A 19,580-nucleotide genomic window follows, 5' to 3' on the forward strand; every position below is an offset into this window, starting at 1 on the left:
TGTGGCATCGTGCCCGCGACATGCCGCCGGTCTTCGACGGACACAACGACGTGCTGACTTCCGCCGAGGCGGCCGAGATCGCCGCGGGTCGCGAGGGCGGCCACGTGGACGTCGAGCGGGCCGCAGCCGGCGGCCTGGCGGGCGGCATCTTCGCTGTGTTCTGCGACTCGGTGAACGAGCCGCTGGACGCGATCGAGTTCGGGGAGGGCGGCTACGACGTGCCGCTGCCGGCGCCGCTCCCACACGAGGACGCGCTGGCCGCCGCGACGCGCTTCGCCGCGCGGCTGTTCACGCTCGAGGCGATGGGCGCGGTGCGCGTCGTCCGCTCCACCGCCGACCTGGACCTGTCCGTGCGCGACGGCCGGCTCGCCGCGGTGCTGGGGCTGGAGGGCGCGGAGCCGATCGCCCGTGACCTCGCCGGCCTGGACGACTGGTACGAGGCGGGTGTGCGGGTGATCGGGCCGGTGTGGTCGCGCCCCAACGACTTCGGCCACGGCGTCCCGTTCCGCTTCCCGTCGTCGCCGGACACCGGTCCGGGGCTGACCGCGGCCGGGGAGCGGCTCGTGCGCGCGTGCAACGAGCTGGGCATCGTCGTCGACCTCAGCCACCTCAACGAGAACGGCTTCTGGGACGTCGCGCGGATCTCCACCGCGCCGCTCGTCGCCTCCCACTCGGGCGCCCACGCGCTGTGCCCGTCGTCGCGCAACCTGACCGACGAGCAGCTGCGCGCGATCGCCACCACGGGCGGCCTGGTCGGCGTCGTGTTCGCGGCGCCGTTCCTGCGCGCGGACGGCGCCGACGACACCGACACGCCGCTCACGGTGCTGGTCGAGCACATCCGGCACGTGGCCGACGTCGCGGGCATCGACCACGTGGCGCTCGGCTCGGACTTCGACGGCGCGCCGATCCCGGACGCGCTGGGCGACGTCGCGGGCCTGCCGAGGCTGCTCGACGCCCTCGCCGAGGACGGGTTCGGCGAGGACGAGATCGAGCAGATCGCGTGGGGGAACTGGCGCCGGGTGCTCGGCGCGTCCTGGCGCGACTAGCGCCCGCGCTTGGCCTTCTTCTTCGCGCACGTCCGGTAGGTGCGCTTCAGCGTCAGCGTCTCGCCGGTCGAGAGCTTCGCCGTCACGGTCACCTTGAACGTGCCCTTGGGCAGGCCGCGCAGCGAGACCTGCGTGCCGGTGAGCCTGCGGGCCTTCCCGCCGCCGACCTTCGCGGTGGCGGAGACGACCTTCGCGCCCTTCGGCGCCCTCAGCCGCAGCGCGATCGTGCGGCGCGAGACGCAGGTCCTGGCGGCGGGCAGCGCGATCACGTCGGCCGCGCGCGGGACGACCTTCGACGCGGGCGGCGGCGTGACCGGCGCGGCGCTGCCGGGCGCGGGGGCGGGCGGCGCCGGCGGGCCGGGCTCGGCGGGCGGGCCGGGCTGCGCGGGCGGAGCGGGATCGGGCTTCTCGCTGCCGTTCACCCGCGCCGTCACCATCCGCAGCCCGCCGACCGACGTGCCTCCGGTGCCGGTGACGAGCAGGTCGCCGGACGGCTCGACCGCGAGGCCGTTCGCCGCGCTGAGCGGCAGCCCGCCGTCGAGCAGCGCGGTGCCGTCGCCGGAGAACGACGGGTCCGGCTGCCCGTCCGCGGCCAGGCGCTGGACGTACGCCTTGCCCTCGGTCGCGCTGGACTGCTGGAGGCCCGCGACGACGAGTCGCCCGTCCGGCAGCGCCTCGATCGCCGCCGACGCCGCGGGGTACGCGCCGTCGGTGAACCGGCGCTCGCCGCCGAGGAAGGTCGCGTCGGGCAGCCCGCTCGAGGTGAGGCCCTCGATGAAGCTCGCCCCACCGCTCACGTCGCCGATCACGCGCACGCTCCGGTCGGGCAGGACGACGAGGTCGTCGACCTCGACCGAGCCGCTGGCCTCGTCGATCAGCCGCCGGCCGTTGGAGCCGAAGCCGATGTCCTGCGTCGGGGAGGAGTGCATGTTGATCCGCAGGACGAACCCGGCACCGCCGGCCTCGAAGAGCCTCCCGCCGATCGTGAGCTGCACGCCGGAGCTGACCGCGGCCGACGGCCGCTCGGGCCCGCCGGAGTCGTAGCGCCACAGGCCGTCGCCGGAGAACGACGTGTCGGCCGCGCCCTCCGGGGTGATGCGCGCGACGAGCAGGTCCTGCGCCGGGCCGGCGTCGGTCGAGCCGACGAGGACGAGGCGCCCGTCGCCGTCGACGGCGACCGCGCCGAGCTGCTCCTGCTTGTCGACCAGGCCGATGCGGAAGACGCCGTCGGCGAGCCCGTCGCCGCTGCCGAAGTTGGGATCCACCGTGCCGTCGGCGCGCAGGCGCTGGACGAGGTAGTCGTCCGAGCTCGCCCCCGAGACCTGCCCCGTGCCCGCGACGAGCAGCCGGCCGCCGGACAGCGGGACGATCCCCGCCGCCGGCCCGTCGTCGCCGGGCAGGTCGACCAGCACGCGGCCACCCGAGCCGAACGCGGGATCGGGCCGGCCGTCGGCCAGGTAGCGGGCCACGACCGGGCGCGTCGTCCCGGAGACGGTCGACACGCCGAGGACGGCGACGCTGCCGTCGGCGAAGCGCGCGACGTGCCGGCCATCGGCGCTGTCGGTCGGGGCGAACGTGAGGGGCGTGAACGCGCCGCCGTTCCAGCCAGTGTCGATCGTGCCGGCGGGCGCGGCGGCAGCGGGGACGGCGGAGGTCAGGAGCGCGGCGGCCGCGGCGGCGCCGGCGAGGAGGTTCTGGTGCGGGACGGGCATGACGGCGACTCTCGCGCCCGTCACCCCCGAGCACCTCGGGGGCGCCCCTGAACCTGCCCCCGGGACTTCGGGCGGCGGATGCCTCCGGGGGCGTGGCGATACTGGGAGGCGATGGACCAGCTCTTCACCCCGCCCGACGAGCCGCGCCGCACGCGCACGGGCGTGCCGGAGTCCGACGCGCCGTTGCCGGTGCGGATGCGCCCGCGCACCGTCGACGACGTCGTCGGCCAGCAGCACCTGCTCGGGCCCGGCCAGCCGCTGCGGCGGGCGATCGAGGAGGGGCGGCCGCACTCGATGCTGCTCCACGGGCCGCCCGGCGCCGGCAAGACGACGCTCGCCCGGCTCGTCGCCGCGTCGGGGAACGCCGCGTTCGAGGAGCTGAGCGCCGTCGAGGCGGGGCGGCCCGAGGTCCGCAAGGTGCTCGAGCGGGCCGACCACCGGCGCAAGGCCTCGGGGGAGCGGACCGTGCTCTTCCTCGACGAGATCCACCGCTTCAACAAGGCCCAGCAGGACACGCTCCTCCCCGCCGTCGAGGAGGGCCTGGTCACGCTGATCGGGGCGACGACCGAGAACCCCTACTTCTCCGTCAACTCCGCGCTCATCAGCCGCGTCCGCGTGTACGAGCTGCAGCCGCTGAGCGCCGACGACCTCGCGACGCTGATCCAGCGGACGGGCATCGAGATCGAGGAGGACGCGCTGCGGTTCCTCGCCGAGCGCTCCGAGGGCGACGCGCGCGTGGCGCTCGGCGCGCTGGAGATCGCCGCCGAGCAGCAGGGCGTCATCGACGTCGAGCGCGCCGAGCAGGCGATCCAGCGCCGCGCGATCCGCTACGACCGCGCCGCCGACCAGCACTACGACTACGCGTCGGCGTGGATCAAGGCCACGCGCGGCAGCGACCCGGATGCGTCGCTCTACTACCTCGCGGTGATGCTGGAGGGCGGCGAGGACGCGCGCTTCATCGTCCGCCGGATGGTCATCCTCGCCTCGGAGGACATCGGCAACGCGGACCCGCAGGCGCTGCAGGTGGCGGTCGCCGCCGCGCAGGCGGTCGAGCACGTCGGCCTGCCGGAGGCGGCGCACGCGCTGGCGCAGTGCGCGGTCTACCTCGCGCTCGCGCCGAAGTCCAACGCGGCGTACCGGGCGCTGAACGCGGCGCGCGCGTACGTGCGCGAGAACGGCGCGCGGCTCCCGCCCGACTACCTGCGCTCGTCCACGCGGCGGGAGAGCGGCTACGACTACCCGCACGACCGGCCCGGGCACGTCTCGCCGCAGGAGCTGCTGCCCGAGGAGGTCGTCGGGCAGCGGTTCTACGTGCCGACGGCGACCGAGCGGGAGCTGGGCGAGCGGCTGGAGCGCATCCGGCGTGCACGCGGGCGCGGGACTGGGTAGTGGCCCACGCGTGCTCCAGCTCTTCCAGGCCGAATGGTGCCCCTACTCCGCGCAGGTCCGCGAGCGGTTGACCGAGCTCGGCGTCGACTACGTCGTGCGCCAGGTCGAGCCGCGCCGTGAGGACCGCGCCCGCCTCCGCGAGGTCTCCGGGCAGGACTCGATCCCCGTCGCGGTGCTCGACGACGGGACCGTGCTGAGCGGCGACACCGACGCGATCGTCACCGCGCTGAACGAGCGGTTCGACGCCTGGGACTGGGAGCCCGGCCACGTCGACCAGGCGCAGGCGCACGCCTAGGTTCGAACCGTGCAACCGGTCGTTCACGAGGCTCCGGGTGAGGCCTGCCAGGGTGAGGGGGCGATGCCGTCCACCTACCTCGACCGCCACCACGACGTCCCCGGCTGCGGGCGCGTCCGGCTCCGCCTGCCGCGGACGAGCGACCGTGCGGAGATCACCGACTTCCTCGCGCGCATGGGCATCAGCACCGGCGACCTCGACGTCCGCCGCGGCCTGCGCTTCCAGCGCGGCGAGCGGTGGTCGATCGTCGCGACCCGGTGGGACCCGGAGCGCTCGCGCGAGGCCATCGTCGGCGTCGCGACCGTCGACGCCACCGACGGGGCCCCGACCCTGCTCGCCGACGAGCCCGCCGTGACCGCCCTGCTCGCACAGGCACTGGCCGATCACGCCGCGCGCGGCCGCGGCGTCCTCGTCCCCCGGGTGGCATAGCCTCCGCGGCGTGAGCGACGCCGCCGCCAGACACGAGTCGCTGGAGCCCGCCACCGGCCTCACGATCGGCTCGGTGGCGCTGACGCCGCCCGAGGGCGTGGCGGGCATCGTCGCGAGCGCGGCGGCCGTGCAGCCGCTGTGGGCGCAGCTGCGGCCCACCGACCGGGCGCGCTACATGGTGCGCGCGGCGCAGGCGGTGATCGACGAGCTCGACGACCTCCGCACGCTGATCGCGCGCGAGACGGGGCGCCCCGTCGTGGAGGCCGAGTCGCTGGAGATCCTGCCCGCGATCGAGACGCTGCGGTGGCTCGCGGAGGAAGGTCCGACGGTGCTCGGCGACGACCGCGTCGGGCTCTCGCACACGTTCTTCCCCCGCAAGCGCGCGCGGGTGACGCACGCGCCGCTGGGCGTCGTCGCGGTGATCTCGCCGGCCGCCGACCCGTTCGCGCAGCCGCTCGGGGACGTCGCGATCGCGCTGATGGCGGGCAACGCCGTGGTGCTCAAGCCGTCGCCGCTGGCGTGCCTGACGGGCGAGCGGATCCTGCGGGCCTTCACGCGGGCGGGACTGCCGGAAGGGCTGCTGCGTGTCGTCCACGGCGGGAGCGCGACCGGCCGCGCGTTGGTGGCTGCGCCGGTCGACCAGGTGCGGCTGGCCGGCTCGGCCGAGGTCGGGCGCGAGGTCGGCGAGGCCTGCGCGCGGGATCTGAAGGCCGTCACGCTCGCGCTGGCCGGCAACGACCCGGCGCTCGTGCTCGAGGACGCGGCGCTCGACCGCGCTGTCGCGGGGCTGGTGTGGGCGGCGTTCGCGAACGCGGGGCAGGCCGCGGGGTCCGCCGAGCGCGTCTACGTGCTGCGGCCGCGGTACGACCGGTTCGTCGCCGGCGTGGTGGAGCGCGCGTCCGCGCTGCGCGTCGGCGATCCGCTCGATCCCGCCACCGAGGTCGGCCCGCTCGCCTCCGACGCCCGCGCGGTGCGGGTGCGGGCGCTGATCGCGGACGCGGTGGAGCGCGGCGCCGTGGTGCGATGCGGGGGCGGCGGCGAGGGCGCGTACGTGGCGCCCGCGGTGCTGACCGACGTGCCGGCCGACGCGCCGGTGCTGCGCGAGGAGGTCCCCGGGCCGGTGCTCTGCGTGACCGCGGTCGACACGCTGGAGGAGGCGATCGCGGGTGCGAACGCGGCGGAGCTGGGCCTCGGCGCGTCGGTGTGGACGGGCGATCGCGCGAAGGGCGCGCGGATCGCGCGGGCGCTGCACGCCGGGATGGTCTGGCTCAACGACCACCAGGTCGCGCCGGTGGCGCCGCAGCTGCCGTGGGGCGGCGCGAAGGACTCGGGCCTGGGCCGCGTGCGCGGCGAGGCGGCGCTGCGCGAGTGCGTCACCGACAAGGTCGTCACGTGGGACCCGCCGACCGGCCGCGAGCCGTGGTGGCACCCGTACGACAGCTCCCTCCTGCGCGCCGGCGAGGCGATGGCCTGGCTGCGCTCGGGCCGCGACCGCGACCGCTCGCGGGCGTGGCGCACCCAGGCGCTGCCCGTGGCGCGCGTCGCGCGGCGGGCGCTGCGCCGCTGACGCGCGCCTGGTTCACTTCCCCCTCCGGTCCCGATGCTCTCCCGCCTGCTCGTCCCCATCCCGCTCGCCATCGGCGGCGTCCTCATCTGCGCGTCGCTCTTCGCGACGTGGTTCGACGTGTCGGGCACGCTCGAGTACAGCGGCTTCGAGGAGCCGTCGCAGAGCGAGGTCGCCAGCGTGGTCGCCGAGCTCGCGCAGACCGGCTGGGAGTTCTGGGACGGCGGCGACGTCGCGCTCTTCCTCCTCGGCGTGGGGTTGATCGGCCTGGCGATCTACGACGCGGCCGTCCACCGCGTCCCGTGGATCGTCCTCGCCGTCGCCGCGATCCTCTGCGCGATCGCGCTCGGCGTCCTCCTCGCCGACGGCTTCACCGGTGACACGGTCACGCTCGTCGAGGGCTCGTTCGGCGAGGGCGTCGGTGAGGCCCGCATCTCCCGCGACCGCGCCGGCGGCCAGTGGGTCGCGCTCATCGGCCTCGTCGCGGCGCTGATCGGCCTCGGCCTCGGCTGGCGCGAGCGGCGCCACCCGCCCGAGCCGCCGCCCGCCGCGCCCGACGCGCTCGTCTGACCCGCGCACGCGGCGAAGCAGGGCGCCGCCGTGCCGGTCATGCTGCCAGCGACGTGCGACGACGTGTCGACGAGCTCCATCGTGGCCCGGTCATCATCGCGGCCCTCGCCCTGGCCGGCATCGCCGCCGCGGTCGCCCTCACGCCGCTGGACGGCGGCGCGCCCCTTGCGAACGCCGCGTGGCACCGGGCGCCCGACGACGCCCTGACGTACGCCGCCGCCGCGGAGCCGCTGATCGCCACCGCACGCGGCGCCGGCCTGGCGCTGCTGGCCCTCGCGGTCGCGGCGCTCCTGACCGCCGCGGCGCTGCTCGCCCGGACGCCGGTGACGGTCCGGCTCGTCGAGCGCCCGCGGCTGGCGGTCGCCGGGTTGGCGCTCGCCGTCGCCCCGTGGCTCGTGTGGGCACGGCGCGCGGAGGAGGACGACCTCACGCTGGCGGTCACGGGCTGGGGGGCGCTGGGGCGGCCCTGCTGGGTCGCGATCGCCGGCGGCGCGCTGCTCGCGATTCTCGCCACCGGCCCGCCGCGCCCATGGCACCGGCTGGTCGCGTGCGTGACGGCGGTTCCGATCGCGGTCGCGTTCCTGTCCGGCGACGTCGCCATCGAGCTGCTGACGCCGGGCGTCGCCGTCACGGCGATCGCCCTCCCGCTCACCATCGTGCTCGCCGCACGACCCGCGCCCGATCCCGCGGCGCCGAGCACCCCGGCCACGCTCCTCCTCCTCGTCGCCGGCGTGGCGCTGGCGCTCGCGCCCCAGGGGCTCTGGGAGATCGTGCACCCCGACGTGCCCGGCGCGACCGACGCCGCCGACGACGACGGCGTCCTCGCCCTGATCGTCACGACGGGCGTCCTCGCGCGCGACCTCACGGACGTTGCGGCGATCCCCGCCGCGCTGCTCACCGTCGCCGGCGTCATCTGCGTGGCGGTCTCCAGCGGACGGCTCGGCAGCTTGGCGCCGCGTCAGACGGGCCTGCTCCTCTGCGGACTCGCGCTGGCCGTGTCGCCCTGGCTGCCGGTCTGGGACCCGACCCTCCCGACCGACGCCTGGCACGGCCTGCTGTGGAACGCGTGGGCGCCGTTCGCGGGCGGCGTGGTGCTCGCCGCGGCCGCCGCGACGCGGTTCCGGCGCCCGCTCCTGGTCGTGCCGCCGGCCGTCCTCGCGATCCTCGCCGCCGACGGCGCATGGCGCTGGCTCCCGCGCGAGCTGCCGCCGTCCGGTGGCATCGTCCTCGCCGTGGGCGCCGCGTCCCTCGCAGTCGCGACGCTGCTGCGCCCACCCGCTCCGACCTCGGCATGAACGCCCGCCTCCGCCGACCGCCTACCACCGTGCTCGTCGCGGCGGCGCTGGTCCTCGTCGCACTGGCCATCGCGCCGCTCGTCCCGTCGCGGGCAGCGAGGGCGCGTACTTCACCGAGTCGCAGGGCGCGCCCGCGTACTCCGGCGTCTTCGCGGTCCGGATCGACTACGACGCGCTCGTGATCCGGCACGCGGCGCCGGCGGCTGCGTGATCGCGCTCGCCGCGGCCGCCGTCGCGGGGCTCGTCGCCGTCGCGATCCTGCGGGCGGTCGACGACACGCCGGTCAGCCCCGGCCCGTACGTCGACGCTGGCGCAGCGGCGCTTGTGTGCGCCGTGCTGCTCCGGCCCGCCCAGGGCGGGGGTAGGCTCTGAGGCATGCCTGCCGCTGCGTACGCCGGGAAGGAATGCGTGTGCCAGTTCCGGCGCGGGATCTGCGATCAGACCTGCGTGCGGGACATGCTGGACACGACGTTCTACATCGCATGCCTGAAGCTGAAGGGGCGCCGCTGCCTCGTCGTCGGCGGCGGGGAGATCGGCCTCGAGAAGGTCGAGGGCCTGCTCGCCTGTGGCGGTGACGTGACGCTCATCGCGCCCGACGCGGTGCCGGAGCTCGAGCGGCTCGCCGGCGAGGGGTCGATCGAGTGGCTCAAGCGCGAGTACGCCGGACCGGAGGACCTCGAGCGGACGTTCATCGTGATCGCCTGCACCGACGACACGGACATCAACATCGGCATCTACAACGACGCCGAGGAGCGGGCGATGCTCGTCAACATCGTCGACGTCCCGCCGCTCTGCAACTTCATCCTCCCGGCGATCGTGCGCACCGGCCCGCTGGCCATCGCGATCTCCACCGCCGGCGCCAGCCCGGCGCTCGCGAAGCGGATGAAGCGCGAGATCTCCGACCTGTTCGGCGAGGAGTACGCGCAGCTCGCGATCCTCCTCAACGACGCCCGCGGCTGGGCGAAGGGCACGCTCCCCACCTACCAGGACCGCAAGGACTTCTTCGAGTCGATCGTCAACGGCGAGCCGGACCCCATCCAGCTCCTCCGCGACGGCCGGACGGACGCCGTGAAGGACCTCATCGCGTCCGCCCAGCGCACGTATCAGCCGGCGTAGCGACCGCGGTCACGCATGCCGCACGTCCGAGCCCTCAGCGGGCCGGGCGTGCCGCCGTTCCTCGCGCCGCATCCGCTTGTCGAACACGCCGTACAGGGCGACGATCGGGATCACGATGACCGGGACGACCCACGCGTCGAACCCGACGATGGCCATCGCGAGCAGCGAGACGAGGGCGACGCCGGCCAGGACGACGTAGACCATGTAGCTGGGAGGTGACATGCGGTCAGCGTCCCCACGCGCGGACGGCGACGCACGTTCCCTCCGGCCGGCCGTCGGTTCCGAACTACGTCCCGGCGCCGGGCTCCGACGTGCTCGCCCGCGCGGCCGCCCCTCTGCCGCCGGTCCATGAGGAAGTCGTGAGAGGCGGCACCCCGCCGCTCCATCTTTCGGCATACTCCGCGCCGGGTAGGCGCGCCGCACCTGGCAGGGCACGGCGCCCTGTGAACCACGAGCAGGGAGGCACCCTCCACATGAACCTTTCCCGGCGGGCGCGAGTCGCCGCCATCTCCGCCTTCGCGATCACCGCTGCCGCGACGCTGCCCGCCAGCGCCAGCGCGCTGCAGGTGTCGCTGACCGACGACGCCGGCAACCCGCAGGCCTGGACGGCCCCGGTGACCCTCCGGTCGATGAACCCGACGGTCGGCATCGCGATGGCCGCGGGCGAGAACGTGAACTACACCGCGACGTTCACCGGCCCCGACGGCGCGGGCACCAGCACCCCGATCAACTGCTACGGCATCAACGTCAACCGCCCGCAGGACTACCGCGGCAACGGCACGTACACCGTCACGATCACGACGTACGGGGCGAAGGACACGAGCTGCAAGGGCGCGGCGACCGGCACGGCGACGTACCAGTACGCCGTCGCGGCGGGCGTCGGCCTCGTCGGGCCGCCGCAGCGCGTCCTCATCCGCCAGCCGAACTCGTTCGTCACCCAGCCGGTCCCGCTCGGCTGGCAGCCGAACCCGGGCACGAACCGCAACGAGATCCGCTACGCCCTCAACGGCGCCATCGGCCCGGACGGCGGCATCGCCGGCCTGTCGCAGGAGGCGTTCGTCGACGCGGCCACCGGCACGGTCCCGCTGCGCCTCACGACCCCCGGCCGCTACGTCGCCGTCGCCCGCACCGGCGCGACCTCGGCGTCCGGCACGTTCTTCTCCCCGTGGAGCGCGCCCGTGACCGTCGATGCGGTGGCGCCGTTCGACGTCTCCACCGCGCGCACGACCGACGCGCGCGGCCCGAGCTACCGCATCCGCGTCCAGCTCGGCGAGAAGACGGCGACCGGCCGGGTGAGCATCGCGATCGCGCGCGGCTCGAAGGGCGGCAAGTACCGCTCGTACGGCAGCGCGAAGATCGGCAAGGACGGCGTGTTCGCCAAGCGCTTCACGCTCCGCCGGACCGGGACCTACCGGATGCGCTTCAAGTACAAGGGCAGCGCCACCGTCGCGGGCGGCACGATCGTGTCGAAGTTCCGCGTCTCGCGCCGCTTCGCGTTCTAGCTAGTTCAAGCGGGCCTGCATCGCCCGCTTCTCGACCTTCAGCGCCTCGCGCGTCGGCCCGTCGGCCGGCAGCGCGAGGCGCAGGTCGGCCGCGTGGAGCGCGTCGGTCAGCGCCCCGCGCCGCGCGAAGGTGTTCACGAGGTTGTTGAGCATCCGCATCGCCGTCTCGTGCGGCGTCCACGGCCGCAGCATCTCGGGCGTCGCGCCCGCCGGCGGGTCGATCACCCCGCCGCCCGCGAACGGGTCGAGCAGGAGCGGGAGCCTCGCGCCCGCGTGCGCCACCACGAAGTGGCCGGGCAGGCCGACCCCGACGAGCGGCAGCTCCGCCCGCCGCGCGACCTCGACGTAGACGACCGACAGCGCGATCGGCAGACCCGTCCGCCGGCGCAGCACGAGGTCGAGCATCGAGTTGTCGGGGTGGTGGTAGTCCTCCTGGTCGCCGGCGAACCCGTGCAGCCCGCCGAGCAGGTCGCCGCACGCGATGGCCTGCTCCTCCGGCGAGGAGCCGGTCCGTGCGACGAGATCCTCCAGCTCCGCGCCCAGCTCGTCGAGCTCGTTGAGTGCCCAGCGCGCGTCGACGTCGTCGCGGAACTCCGCGGCCAGCGCGAGGGCCAGCCGGTCGAGGGGCGCGTCGGGTCGCGCGGCGAGGTCGGTGAAGCTCTCCATCCCTACGCCCCACCGTACGATGCACCGAGGACATGGGAGAGCTGACCCACCTCGACGAGCACGGCGCGGCGCGGATGGTCGACGTCGGCGCCAAGGACGTCACCGAGCGGCGCGCGATCGCCCGCGCGATCGTGCGGATGTCGCCGGAGACCGCGGCGGCGGTGGAGCGCGGCGACGCGCCCAAGGGCGACGTGCTCGGCACCGCGCGGCTCGCCGGCATCCTCGCCGCCAAGCGCACCGACGAGCTGATCCCGCTCTGCCACGGCCTGCCGCTCTCCTACGTCGGCGTGGAGGGCGAGATCGACGCCGCCGCCGGCACGGTGACGCTCACCACCGAGGCCCGCACGAGCGCCAGGACCGGCGTCGAGATGGAGGCGCTGACCGCCGCGTCGGTCGCCGCGCTCACGGTCTACGACATGGTCAAGGGGCTGGAGAAGGGCGTCGAGATCGCCGAGGTCGTGCTGCTCCGCAAGACCGGCGGCAAGAGCGGCGACTGGCACCGCGCCGAGCCCTGAGCGCGACCTTCCCCGCGCCGCCCCGTTCCAGGGACATGAAGCGCCTGTCCCTGACCCTGCTGACGACCGCCGCCCTCGCCGCGGCCGCCCCCGCCGCGGCCCACGCCGACACCCTGCTCACGCCCGCCCCGGGCGCCGTCAACCTGGCGACCGGCGGGGGCTACCTGGCCTGGTTCGCCCCCGGCGAGGACACCGGTTGGACGCTGACGCTGCGCGCCCCCGACGGCACCGTCACGACGCCCGACATCCCGTTCTTCCCCGGCCCGACCCAGGCCTCGATCGGCACGCAGGTCGACGCGGACTTCAACCGCACCCTCGTCGTCACGTACGCGCGCAGCGACGGCGACCTGTACGCGCTGAACATCGCGACCGGGACCGAGACGAAGCTCCGCCGCCTGTCGAGCACCGCCTACACCGAGCACGCGCCGCAGCTCGTGCTCGGCAGCACCGCGTTCGTGCGGCGCGGCGGCAAGCGCCCCGGGATCTACTTCTCGTCGCGCAACGCCTCGATCCGCCGCATCTCCACCGACACGCCGACCGACCTCGCGTTCAACGGCAGCCGCATCGCCTACCCGAAGGGGAACACGATCGTGGTGCGCACGGTGTCCGGGCGCGGCCGGACGCTCGTCTTCCGCGCGGCCTCGCGGCCCAGCAGCCCGGTCCTGACGCGCTACCGCGTCGCCTGGCTGGAGCGCGCGACCGGCACCGTCCGCCAGACGCCGCGGTTCGCCGGCTCGGGCGGCCCGTACGACGTCCGCACGTCGCGGCCCGGCTCCCACACCGTGCCCGGCGCGCAGTCGATCGTCATCGACGGCAGCCAGCAGGCGAACACGTTCCTCGACGCCGAGGGCGTCAAGCGCGCGGTGCCGCCGCTGTTCGGGTAGCCGTACTAGCCTCCGCCGTCCGTGCGGACCGCCGTGCTCACCGTCTCCACCCGCGCCTCGCGCCGCCAGGCCGAGGACACCTCGGGTCCGCTGCTCGCCCGCCTCGCCGAGGAGGCGGGCGCGGACGTGGAGGCGATGGAGGTCGTGCCCGACGACTTCGCGCTGATCGAGGACCGGCTCCACCGCTTCGTCGACGACGACATGGCGCTCGTCTTCACGACGGGCGGGACCGGCTTCACGCCCGACGACGTCACGCCCGAGGCCACGAAGGCGGTCATCGAGCGCGACGCGCCCGGGTTCGCGGAGGCCATGCGCGCGAAGTCGCTCGAGAAGACGCCGATGGGCATCCTCAGCCGCGGCGTCTCGGGGATCGCGGGGCAGACGCTGATCGTCAACTTCCCCGGCAGCCCGAAGGCCGTGGAGGAGCTGTTCCCCGTCATCGCGCCGACGCTCAGGCACGTCGTCGCCACCCTCCGCGGTGACGGCCGCCACTGAGCCCGCCATCCACCTCGAGAACCTCACGCGGGTCTTCGGGGAGCGGATCGCGCTGGACGAGGTCAGCCTCACCGTCGAGGCCGGCACGTCGCTCGTCGTCTTCGGGCCCAACGGCGCGGGCAAGTCGACGCTCCTGCGCATCCTCGCCACGCTGCTGCGGCCGCAGCTCGGCACGGCGCGCGTGCTCGGGCACGCGCTGCCCGACGAGGCGTGGGCGGTGCGCGGCAAGGTCGGCCTGCTGAGCCACGAGGCGCTGATGTACCGCGACCTGTCCGTCCGCGAGAACCTGCGCTTCCACGCGCGCCTGCACGGCGTGGACGACGCGCGCATCGACGCGCTGCTGGAGGCGACGAAGCTCACCGATCGCGCCGGCGACGCCGTCCGCACGCTCAGCCGCGGCCTGACCCAGCGCGCCGCGGTGTGCCGCGCGATCCTCCACGACCCGCCGCTGCTGCTCCTCGACGAGCCGCGTGCGAACCTCGATCCCGCCTCGATCGAGCTGGTGGAGCCGCTGATCGGGCGCACGAGCGGCCGCACGCGCGTGATCACGTCGCACGACCCGCGCGGTGGGCTCGCGGAGGCCGACGTGGCGCTCGGGCTGCGCGGCGGCCGCGTGGAGCTGCTCCGGCCGGCCGCCGAGGTCACTCCCGACGACGTGGGAGCGCTGTACCGCTAGGCCATGCGCACCGCCGTCGCCGCGATCCTCCGCAAGGACCTCCAGCTCGAGCTGAAGACGCTCGAGTCGATCCCCGGCATGACGCTCTTCGCGTGCACGACGTTCGTGCTCTTCCACTTCGGCCTGGACGCCGCCTCGATGGACGGCGACCTCGCCGCCGGTGTGCTGTGGGTCACGCTCCTCTTCGCCGCCGTGCTCGGCCTCAACCGGCTGTTCGTGGCCGAGGAGGAGCAGGGCGGCTTCGACGGCTTCCTGCTCGCGCCGGTCGACCGGACGGCGATGTTCGTGGCCAAGGCGACCGGCCTGTTCCTGTTCCTCTGCGTGGTCGAGCTGGTGGCCGTCCCGGCCTTCGCGATCCTGCTGCTCGGCCCGTCCCCATGGGGCGCGATGCCCGAGCTGCTGCTCGTCCTCGCGCTGGGGAACGCGGGCGTCGCGACCGTCGGCACGCTCGTCGCCGGCATCGCCGTGCGCACCCGCGCGCGCGACCTCATCGGGCCGCTCATCACGCTCCCGCTGCTCGTCCCGGTGGTGCTGGCGGCGTCGGAGGCGACCGCGCCGCTCTTCGCCGCGGGCGGCGCGCAGGCGCTCCCCGGCCGGTGGGTGGCCGTGCTCGCCATCTATGATCTGATCTTCGGCCTCGTCGCCTACGGGGTCTTCGACTTCCTGCTTGAGGACTAGCCACGTGACGCTCTACGGCAAGGGACTCCGGTCGCTGTCCATCGCCACCGCCGTCGTCCTGACCGGCGCGCTCTTGCTGATCGCGTTCTACGCCCCCGAGGACGCGGACCAGGGGATCATCCAGAAGATCTTCTACATCCACGTCGCGATGGGGATCACGGCGCTGGTCGGCTTCACGGCCGGCGGCGTCATGGGCTACAAGCACCTGCGCACGCACGACCGGCGGTGGGATCTGCGGTCGTACGTCGCGATCCACCTGTCGCTGGTGCTCGCGGTGGGCGTCCTGCTCACCGGCTCCGTCTGGGCCAAGGGCTCGTGGGGCGCCTGGTGGGTGTGGGACGAGCCGATGCTCGTCTCGTTCCTGATCGTCTTCCTGCTGTACGCCACGTACCAGCCGCTGCGCTTCTCGATCGAGGATCCGGAGCGGCAGGCGCGCTACGCGAGCGTCTTCGCCGTCATCGGCGGGGCGTTCGTCCCCCTCAACTTCGCCGCCGTCCGGATGGCGGACTCGTTCATCCACCCGCGCACGCTGGGCACGACGACGGGCGGTATGCCCGGCGAGATGATGCTCACGTTCCTCGTCACGCTGGTCGGCGTCGGCCTGCTGTTCGTGACGCTGTGGAAGTACGAGATGGCCGCCAAGCACACGCGCGGCCAGGTGAAGGCCCTGCGCCGCCGGATCACCGGCGAGCGCCAGCTCCCGACCGGCCGCTCGGCCGCCCCGCAGGTGCACGTCTGATGCCGAACGGAGACGGCTACCTCGCCGCGGCCTACATCATCTTCTTCGCGCTCGTCCTGATCTACGTCGGGATCATGGCCTACCGCCTGAGCAACCTCGAGCGCGAGCTGGCGGAGCTGAACCAGGAGGCAACACGGCAGGATGCCGAGCGCGACGCGCCCGAGCCTGCCGAGGTGGGCTGATGAGCGCGTCGGCCGAGGTCCTGCTGCTGGGCGTGTCGCACAAGACCGCGCCCGTGGCGATGCGCGAGCGGGTCGCGCTGCTCCAGACCGAGACCGAGGGCTTCCTGCAGGACCTGGTGTCGACGCCGTCGATCCGCGAGGCCGTCGCGATCTCGACCTGCAACCGCACCGAGATCTACCTCGTCGTCACCGACCCGGTGGAGGCCGAGAGCGCCGCGCTGGGCAAGCTCGCGTCGCGCGCGGGCATCCGGCCGACGGAGCTGGCCGAGGTCGTCTACGCGCCGCGCAACTGCGACGCGGCGCGGCAGCTGTACCGGGTCGCTTCCGGGCTGGAGTCGATGATCGTCGGCGAGGCCGAGGTGCAGGGCCAGGTCCGCCGCGCGTACGACTCGGCGGTGACCGCCGGGACGTCGGGGCCGCTCTCGAACCGCCTCTTCAACAGCGCGCTGCGCGCGGGCGGCCGCGTGCGCGCGGAGACCGCGATCGGCGCGGGCGGCGCGTCGGTCTCGTCGGTCGCCGTGGACGTCGCCGGCGAGGTGCTCGGGCCGCTGGCCGACCGCCACGTCGTGATCATCGGCGCGGGCGAGACGGCGGAGCTGACCGCGAAGGCGCTGTCCGCGAAGGGCGTCACCACGATGTTCGTCGCGAACCGCCGCGCCGACCGCGCGCGCTCGCTGGCCGACCAGTTCGGCGGCGGGGTGCTGCCGCTCGACGAGCTGCCCGAGCAGCTCGTGAAGGCCGACATGGTCGTCGCGTCGACCGCGTCGCCGCACGCGATCCTCCACGAGGACGCGCTCGCCGACATCATGCGCGCGCGGGCCGGCCGGCCGCTCCTCATCCTCGACATCGCCGTGCCGCGCGACGTCGAGCCGGGCTGCGGCGACCTCGAGGGCGTGACGCTCATCGACGTCGACGGCCTGCAGCGCGTCGTGCGCCGCAACCTGCGCGTGCGCGAGGCCGAGGCGCGCCAGGCCGAGCAGATCGTCGAGGAGGAGATCGAGCGGTTCGCCGTCTGGCTCTCGACGCTCGACGTGATGCCGACCGTCGCGGCGCTGCGCGCCCACGCGGAGGAGATCGTCGACGGCGTGCTGGCCGAGAACGCGGAGCGGTGGGAGACCGACGCCGATCGCGAGCGGGCGGAGAAGCTCGCGCGCGCGGTGGTGAACCGGCTCCTGCACGAGCCGACCGTGCGCCTCAAGACGCTCGGCGGGCACGGGCGGCTGCAGCTCACGCGCGAGCTGTTCGGGCTCGAGGAGGGCGCGGCGATGGAGCGCGCCGACGAGAACGTCCGCCCGCTGCGGCGCCACGCGTGAGGATCGCGACCCGCGGGAGCGCGCTGGCGCTCGCCCAGGCCCGGTGGGTGGCGTCGCGCCTCCCTGGCGACGTCGAGCTGGTCACCGTGACGACGTCGGGCGACCGGCGGCGCGCCGTCGAGGACAAGCGCGAGTGGGTGCTGGAGATCGAGGAGGCGCTGCTGCGCGGCGAGGCGGACCTGGCCGTGCACTCGGCCAAGGACGTCCCGGTCGACCTGGCGGACGGGTGCGCGTTGGTCGCGGCGCCCGAGCGGGCCGACCCGCGCGATGTGCTGTGCGGGGCGCCGTCGCTCGACGCGCTGCCGTCCGGCGCGCGCATCGGCACGGTCTCGCTGCGGCGTGCGTCGCAGCTGCTGGCGCGGCGGCCCGACCTGGAGATCGTCGAGCTGCGGGGGAACGTGGACACGCGCCTGCGCAAGCTCCGCGACGGCGAGGCGGACGCGATCGTGCTCGCCGCGGCGGGACTCGACCGGCTCGGGCGGCGCGACGAGGCGTCCTGCACGCTGGATCTCGTGCCCGCGCCCGGCCAGGGGACGCTGGCGATCGAGGCGCGCGCGGACGACGACGCCGCGCGCGAGGCCGTCGCGGCGCTGCGCGATCCGGCGGCAGAGGCCGCGCTGGTGTGCGAGCGGGCGCTCGTGCGCGGGCTCGGCGGCGACTGCTCGACCCCGATCGGCGCGTACGCCACGCCGACGGCTCAGGGCGACCTCCTGCTCCGCGCGTACGTCGGCGCGCCGGACGGATCGGCCTGGCTCACCGACGAGCTCGGGAGCGACGGCCCGCCGGAGGCGCTCGGCGCCGAGGTCGCGCGCCGGCTGCTGCTGGCGGGCGCGGAGGAGGTGCTGCGCCCGTGAGCGGGTTCGTCTACCTCGTCGGCGCGGGGCCGGGCGACCCAGGGCTGCTGACCGCGCGGGCGATCGAGGTGCTCGGGCGCGCGGACGTCGTGCTCCACGACAAGCTCATCCCGTTCGAAGCGCTGACGTACGCCCGCGACGACGCCGAGCTGATCGACGTCGGCAAGATCGGCGGCGGCCCGCAGGTGCCGCAGGCCGAGACGGAGCGGGTGATGGTCGAGCACGCGGCGGCCGGCAAGGTCGTCGTGCGGCTGAAGGGCGGCGACCCGCTCGTGTTCGGCCGCGGCGCCGAGGAGGCCCGCGTGCTGCGCGAGCACGGCATCGGGTTCGAGCTCGTCCCCGGCGTCACGTCGGGCATCGCCGCGCCGGCGTACGCGGGCATCCCGGTGACGTTCCGCGGGCTCTCGTCGGGCGTCGCGTTCATCACCGGCCACGAGGATCCCGCCAAGCCGGAGACGCAGATCGACTGGCCCGCGCTCGCCGCGTTCCCCGGCACGCTCGTCTTCTACATGGGCGTCAAGCAGCTCCCGCGCATCGCCGAGCAGCTCATCGCGGGCGGCCGGCCAGCGTCCCAGCCCGCCGCGATCGTGCAGCAGGGCACGCTGCCGCGGCAGCGCTCGCTCGTCGCGACGCTCGAGACGCTTCCGGAGCGCGCCGCCGCGGCGCACATCAAGGCGCCCGCGATCACCGTCATCGGCGACGTCGCGGCGCTCGGCGAGGAGCTGGCGTGGTTCGAGCGGCGTCCGCTGTCCGGCCGCTCCGTGGTCGTCACCCGCGCCCGCGCGCAGGCGTCCCCGCTCGCCGCCCGGCTGCGCGAGCTGGGCGCGGTCGTCGTCGAGGCGCCGGCGATCCGCACCGAGCCGCTCCCCGTCGAGCTGCCCGACCCGAAGGCGTTCGACCTGGTCTGCGTGACGTCGCCCAACGGCGCGACGCGGCTGCTGGAGGAGGTGCGCGACGCCCGCGCGCTCGCCGGCCCGACCATCGCCGCCATCGGCCCCGGCACGGCCCGCGCGCTGCGCGCCGGGGGGATCGAGCCGGACGTCGTGCCGCCGCGCGCCGTCGCCGAGTCGCTGGTGGAGGCGCTCGCGCAGCTGCCCGTGAAGCGCGCCCTGATCGCCCGCGCCGAGGAGGGCCGTGACGTCCTGGTCGACGCGCTGCGCGAGCGCGGCGCCGAGGTCGTGGTCGCCGCGCTCTACCGGACCGTGGCCGAGCCGCTCGCCGACGACGTGCGCGACGCCGCGCTGGCCGCCGACTACGCGACCTTCACGTCCGCGTCGTCCGTGCGCTCGTTCCTGAGCGCGGCGGGCGGGAGCCTGAGCGGGCCGCGGCTCGTGTCCATCGGCCCGGCCACGAGCGCGGCGCTGCGCGAGGCCGGCCTGGAGCCCGACGTCGAGGCGCCGGTGCACACGCCCGACGGCCTCGTCGAGGCGCTCCTCGCGGACGCCGCTAGCTAGCCGCTGACGTCCGGCTCGCCGCGGTTGATGCCGGGCTGCGCGTCCTCGCCGCGCGGCGTCTCGCCCTCGCCCTCGGGGTCGGCCTCGTCGACGCCGAGGGGCTCGTTCTCCTCGACGTCCTCGGGCAGCCCGGAGGGCCCGTCGTTGGGCGGCACGCCGCCTCCGGAGTCGTTCGCCAGCGGTGCATCCTCGCGTTCGGCCATGCT

The 19,580-nt window shown here is 75.0% G+C and carries 24 protein-coding genes; 20 read left to right on the forward strand and 4 right to left on the reverse strand.

Annotated features, from left to right (window positions below):
• Window positions 1-20 precede the first annotated feature (20 nt).
• Entirely contained in the window at window positions 21-1,046 is a 1,026-nt protein-coding gene (locus tag AC1UE5_RS20790) for a dipeptidase (protein WP_482927132.1), read from the forward strand.
• On the opposite strand, the gene AC1UE5_RS20795 is transcribed toward AC1UE5_RS20790, so the two are convergent.
• Complete coding sequence (locus AC1UE5_RS20795) at window positions 1,043-2,758, reverse strand: NHL repeat-containing protein (protein WP_482927134.1); 1,716 nt, start codon at window positions 2,756-2,758, stop codon at window positions 1,043-1,045. The two genes, AC1UE5_RS20790 and AC1UE5_RS20795, sit on opposite strands and share 4 nt — an antisense overlap.
• Before the next feature lie 111 nt (window positions 2,759-2,869).
• Here AC1UE5_RS20795 and AC1UE5_RS20800 point away from each other — a divergent pair, with 111 nt between their 5' ends.
• The 8 genes from AC1UE5_RS20800 to AC1UE5_RS20835 all read left to right on the forward strand — a co-directional run bounded on the left by AC1UE5_RS20800 (window position 2,870) and on the right by AC1UE5_RS20835 (window position 9,416).
• Window positions 2,870-4,147 (forward strand): replication-associated recombination protein A, encoded by a 1,278-nt coding sequence (locus AC1UE5_RS20800; RefSeq protein ID WP_482927136.1) that lies wholly within the window; start codon window positions 2,870-2,872, stop codon window positions 4,145-4,147.
• Between the two features lie 10 nt (window positions 4,148-4,157).
• Window positions 4,158-4,442: a glutaredoxin family protein gene (locus AC1UE5_RS20805; RefSeq protein ID WP_482927138.1), complete on the forward strand. Its 285-nt coding sequence runs from the start codon at window positions 4,158-4,160 to the stop codon at window positions 4,440-4,442.
• Between the two features lie 63 nt (window positions 4,443-4,505).
• Window positions 4,506-4,871 carry a hypothetical protein gene (locus AC1UE5_RS20810; RefSeq protein WP_482927140.1) on the forward strand — a complete coding sequence of 122 codons (366 nt, stop codon included), beginning with the start codon at window positions 4,506-4,508 and terminating at the stop codon, window positions 4,869-4,871.
• A 10-nt stretch (window positions 4,872-4,881) separates the two neighbouring features.
• Window positions 4,882-6,438: an aldehyde dehydrogenase family protein gene (locus AC1UE5_RS20815; RefSeq protein WP_482927142.1), complete on the forward strand. Its 1,557-nt coding sequence runs from the start codon at window positions 4,882-4,884 to the stop codon at window positions 6,436-6,438.
• 33 nt (window positions 6,439-6,471) lie between these two features.
• Window positions 6,472-7,005, forward strand: coding sequence for a hypothetical protein (locus AC1UE5_RS20820; protein ID WP_482927144.1), 534 nt, complete (start codon window positions 6,472-6,474; stop codon window positions 7,003-7,005).
• A 53-nt stretch (window positions 7,006-7,058) separates the two neighbouring features.
• A complete protein-coding gene (locus AC1UE5_RS20825; RefSeq protein WP_482927146.1) occupies window positions 7,059-8,300 on the forward strand; it encodes a hypothetical protein in 1,242 nt (413 codons plus the stop codon).
• 207 nt (window positions 8,301-8,507) lie between these two features.
• A complete protein-coding gene (locus AC1UE5_RS20830) occupies window positions 8,508-8,672 on the forward strand; it encodes a hypothetical protein (protein WP_482927148.1) in 165 nt (54 codons plus the stop codon).
• Between the two features lie 3 nt (window positions 8,673-8,675).
• Complete coding sequence (locus AC1UE5_RS20835) at window positions 8,676-9,416, forward strand: precorrin-2 dehydrogenase/sirohydrochlorin ferrochelatase family protein (RefSeq protein WP_482927150.1); 741 nt, start codon at window positions 8,676-8,678, stop codon at window positions 9,414-9,416.
• 9 nt (window positions 9,417-9,425) lie between these two features.
• On the opposite strand, the gene AC1UE5_RS20840 is transcribed toward AC1UE5_RS20835, so the two are convergent.
• Window positions 9,426-9,638 carry a hypothetical protein gene (locus tag AC1UE5_RS20840; protein WP_482927152.1) on the reverse strand — a complete coding sequence of 71 codons (213 nt, stop codon included), beginning with the start codon at window positions 9,636-9,638 and terminating at the stop codon, window positions 9,426-9,428.
• Between the two features lie 251 nt (window positions 9,639-9,889).
• On the opposite strand from AC1UE5_RS20840, the gene AC1UE5_RS20845 reads away from it, so the two are divergent.
• On the forward strand, window positions 9,890-10,918 hold the full coding sequence (locus AC1UE5_RS20845) for a hypothetical protein (RefSeq protein WP_482927154.1): 1,029 nt from the start codon (window positions 9,890-9,892) through the stop codon (window positions 10,916-10,918).
• On the opposite strand, the gene AC1UE5_RS20850 is transcribed toward AC1UE5_RS20845, so the two are convergent.
• Window positions 10,919-11,584 (reverse strand): transglutaminase family protein, encoded by a 666-nt coding sequence (locus tag AC1UE5_RS20850; protein ID WP_482927156.1) that lies wholly within the window; start codon window positions 11,582-11,584, stop codon window positions 10,919-10,921.
• 32 nt (window positions 11,585-11,616) lie between these two features.
• Here AC1UE5_RS20850 and moaC point away from each other — a divergent pair, with 32 nt between their 5' ends.
• The 10 genes from moaC to cobA are packed head-to-tail and all read left to right on the forward strand — an operon-like array spanning window position 11,617 to window position 19,374.
• Entirely contained in the window at window positions 11,617-12,099 is a 483-nt protein-coding gene (moaC, locus tag AC1UE5_RS20855) for a cyclic pyranopterin monophosphate synthase MoaC (protein WP_482927158.1), read from the forward strand.
• A 35-nt stretch (window positions 12,100-12,134) separates the two neighbouring features.
• On the forward strand, window positions 12,135-12,983 hold the full coding sequence (locus tag AC1UE5_RS20860) for a hypothetical protein (RefSeq protein ID WP_482927160.1): 849 nt from the start codon (window positions 12,135-12,137) through the stop codon (window positions 12,981-12,983).
• A 21-nt stretch (window positions 12,984-13,004) separates the two neighbouring features.
• Complete coding sequence (locus tag AC1UE5_RS20865; RefSeq protein ID WP_482927162.1) at window positions 13,005-13,478, forward strand: MogA/MoaB family molybdenum cofactor biosynthesis protein; 474 nt, start codon at window positions 13,005-13,007, stop codon at window positions 13,476-13,478.
• Complete coding sequence (locus AC1UE5_RS20870) at window positions 13,462-14,154, forward strand: ATP-binding cassette domain-containing protein (RefSeq protein ID WP_482927163.1); 693 nt, start codon at window positions 13,462-13,464, stop codon at window positions 14,152-14,154. The genes AC1UE5_RS20865 and AC1UE5_RS20870 overlap by 17 nt, the downstream gene beginning before the upstream one ends.
• A 3-nt stretch (window positions 14,155-14,157) precedes the next feature.
• On the forward strand, window positions 14,158-14,832 hold the full coding sequence (locus AC1UE5_RS20875; RefSeq protein WP_482927165.1) for a heme exporter protein CcmB: 675 nt from the start codon (window positions 14,158-14,160) through the stop codon (window positions 14,830-14,832).
• On the forward strand, window positions 14,822-15,571 hold the full coding sequence (locus AC1UE5_RS20880; RefSeq protein ID WP_482927167.1) for a cytochrome c biogenesis protein: 750 nt from the start codon (window positions 14,822-14,824) through the stop codon (window positions 15,569-15,571). The genes AC1UE5_RS20875 and AC1UE5_RS20880 overlap by 11 nt, the downstream gene beginning before the upstream one ends.
• Window positions 15,571-15,753 carry a hypothetical protein gene (locus AC1UE5_RS20885; protein WP_482927169.1) on the forward strand — a complete coding sequence of 61 codons (183 nt, stop codon included), beginning with the start codon at window positions 15,571-15,573 and terminating at the stop codon, window positions 15,751-15,753. Before AC1UE5_RS20880 ends, AC1UE5_RS20885 begins: the two co-directional genes overlap by 1 nt.
• Complete coding sequence (hemA, locus tag AC1UE5_RS20890; protein ID WP_482927171.1) at window positions 15,753-17,066, forward strand: glutamyl-tRNA reductase; 1,314 nt, start codon at window positions 15,753-15,755, stop codon at window positions 17,064-17,066. The genes AC1UE5_RS20885 and hemA overlap by 1 nt, the downstream gene beginning before the upstream one ends.
• Window positions 17,063-17,920 (forward strand): hydroxymethylbilane synthase, encoded by an 858-nt coding sequence (gene hemC, locus AC1UE5_RS20895; protein ID WP_482927173.1) that lies wholly within the window; start codon window positions 17,063-17,065, stop codon window positions 17,918-17,920. Before hemA ends, hemC begins: the two co-directional genes overlap by 4 nt.
• Window positions 17,917-19,374, forward strand: coding sequence for a uroporphyrinogen-III C-methyltransferase (gene cobA, locus AC1UE5_RS20900; protein WP_482927175.1), 1,458 nt, complete (start codon window positions 17,917-17,919; stop codon window positions 19,372-19,374). Before hemC ends, cobA begins: the two co-directional genes overlap by 4 nt.
• On the opposite strand, the gene AC1UE5_RS20905 is transcribed toward cobA, so the two are convergent.
• Complete coding sequence (locus AC1UE5_RS20905) at window positions 19,371-19,577, reverse strand: hypothetical protein (protein WP_482927177.1); 207 nt, start codon at window positions 19,575-19,577, stop codon at window positions 19,371-19,373. The two genes, cobA and AC1UE5_RS20905, sit on opposite strands and share 4 nt — an antisense overlap.
• Between the last annotated feature and the right edge of the window lie 3 nt (window positions 19,578-19,580).

The sequence above is a fragment of the Parviterribacter multiflagellatus genome (assembly GCF_056863265.1).

What these genes read in the sequence shown, in the direction of transcription:
- AC1UE5_RS20810 (WP_482927140.1), top strand. Translation starts at nt 4,506, where the DNA reads ATGCCGTCCACCTACCTCGACCGCCACCACGACGTCCCCGGCTGCGGG.
- AC1UE5_RS20860 (WP_482927160.1), top strand. Translation starts at nt 12,135, where the DNA reads ATGAAGCGCCTGTCCCTGACCCTGCTGACGACCGCCGCCCTCGCCGCG.
- hemA (WP_482927171.1), top strand. Translation starts at nt 15,753, where the DNA reads ATGAGCGCGTCGGCCGAGGTCCTGCTGCTGGGCGTGTCGCACAAGACC.
- AC1UE5_RS20800 (WP_482927136.1), top strand. Translation starts at nt 2,870, where the DNA reads ATGGACCAGCTCTTCACCCCGCCCGACGAGCCGCGCCGCACGCGCACG.
- moaC (WP_482927158.1), top strand. Translation starts at nt 11,617, where the DNA reads ATGGGAGAGCTGACCCACCTCGACGAGCACGGCGCGGCGCGGATGGTC.
- AC1UE5_RS20905 (WP_482927177.1), bottom strand. Translation starts at nt 19,577, where the DNA reads ATGGCCGAACGCGAGGATGCACCGCTGGCGAACGACTCCGGAGGCGGC.
- AC1UE5_RS20795 (WP_482927134.1), bottom strand. Translation starts at nt 2,758, where the DNA reads ATGCCCGTCCCGCACCAGAACCTCCTCGCCGGCGCCGCCGCGGCCGCC.
- AC1UE5_RS20845 (WP_482927154.1), top strand. Translation starts at nt 9,890, where the DNA reads ATGAACCTTTCCCGGCGGGCGCGAGTCGCCGCCATCTCCGCCTTCGCG.
- AC1UE5_RS20835 (WP_482927150.1), top strand. Translation starts at nt 8,676, where the DNA reads ATGCCTGCCGCTGCGTACGCCGGGAAGGAATGCGTGTGCCAGTTCCGG.
- AC1UE5_RS20820 (WP_482927144.1), top strand. Translation starts at nt 6,472, where the DNA reads ATGCTCTCCCGCCTGCTCGTCCCCATCCCGCTCGCCATCGGCGGCGTC.
- AC1UE5_RS20850 (WP_482927156.1), bottom strand. Translation starts at nt 11,584, where the DNA reads ATGGAGAGCTTCACCGACCTCGCCGCGCGACCCGACGCGCCCCTCGAC.
- AC1UE5_RS20790 (WP_482927132.1), top strand. Translation starts at nt 21, where the DNA reads ATGCCGCCGGTCTTCGACGGACACAACGACGTGCTGACTTCCGCCGAG.
- AC1UE5_RS20885 (WP_482927169.1), top strand. Translation starts at nt 15,571, where the DNA reads ATGCCGAACGGAGACGGCTACCTCGCCGCGGCCTACATCATCTTCTTC.
- AC1UE5_RS20875 (WP_482927165.1), top strand. Translation starts at nt 14,158, where the DNA reads ATGCGCACCGCCGTCGCCGCGATCCTCCGCAAGGACCTCCAGCTCGAG.
- AC1UE5_RS20840 (WP_482927152.1), bottom strand. Translation starts at nt 9,638, where the DNA reads ATGTCACCTCCCAGCTACATGGTCTACGTCGTCCTGGCCGGCGTCGCC.